This is a genomic window from Brevibacterium sp. SIMBA_078, assembly GCF_046534565.1.
Lineage (GTDB): Bacteria > Actinomycetota > Actinomycetes > Actinomycetales > Brevibacteriaceae > Brevibacterium.
Map to the genome: position 1 here is coordinate 1 of NZ_JAWRYQ010000685.1, position 228 is coordinate 228.

Here is a 228-nt window from a genome sequence, read left to right on the forward strand (position 1 = left end):
CTTTTTGACTATCCTTTTCAATCACATGCAACCTGTCAGTGATTGCAGCCGGAATTTTAACGCCGATCTGTGCAAGGTTTTCTACGATCGAAAGACCTTCGTTTGCAATATAAAAAAGCACTGTCCCAAAGGTCAGCACTCCATTTAAACCCATAATCTGATCAATGATGTTAGCCACAATCACGACAACAAAACTAAGCATTTTTCGCACGTAACCGAACCAAGCCG

1 protein-coding gene is annotated in these 228 nt (G+C 41.7%); it reads right to left on the reverse strand.

Going from position 1 to position 228, the window contains the following annotated elements:
* The coding region (locus SB749_RS21215) for a phage holin family protein (RefSeq protein ID WP_410712060.1) at positions 1–228 on the reverse strand (228 nt) is incomplete at both ends.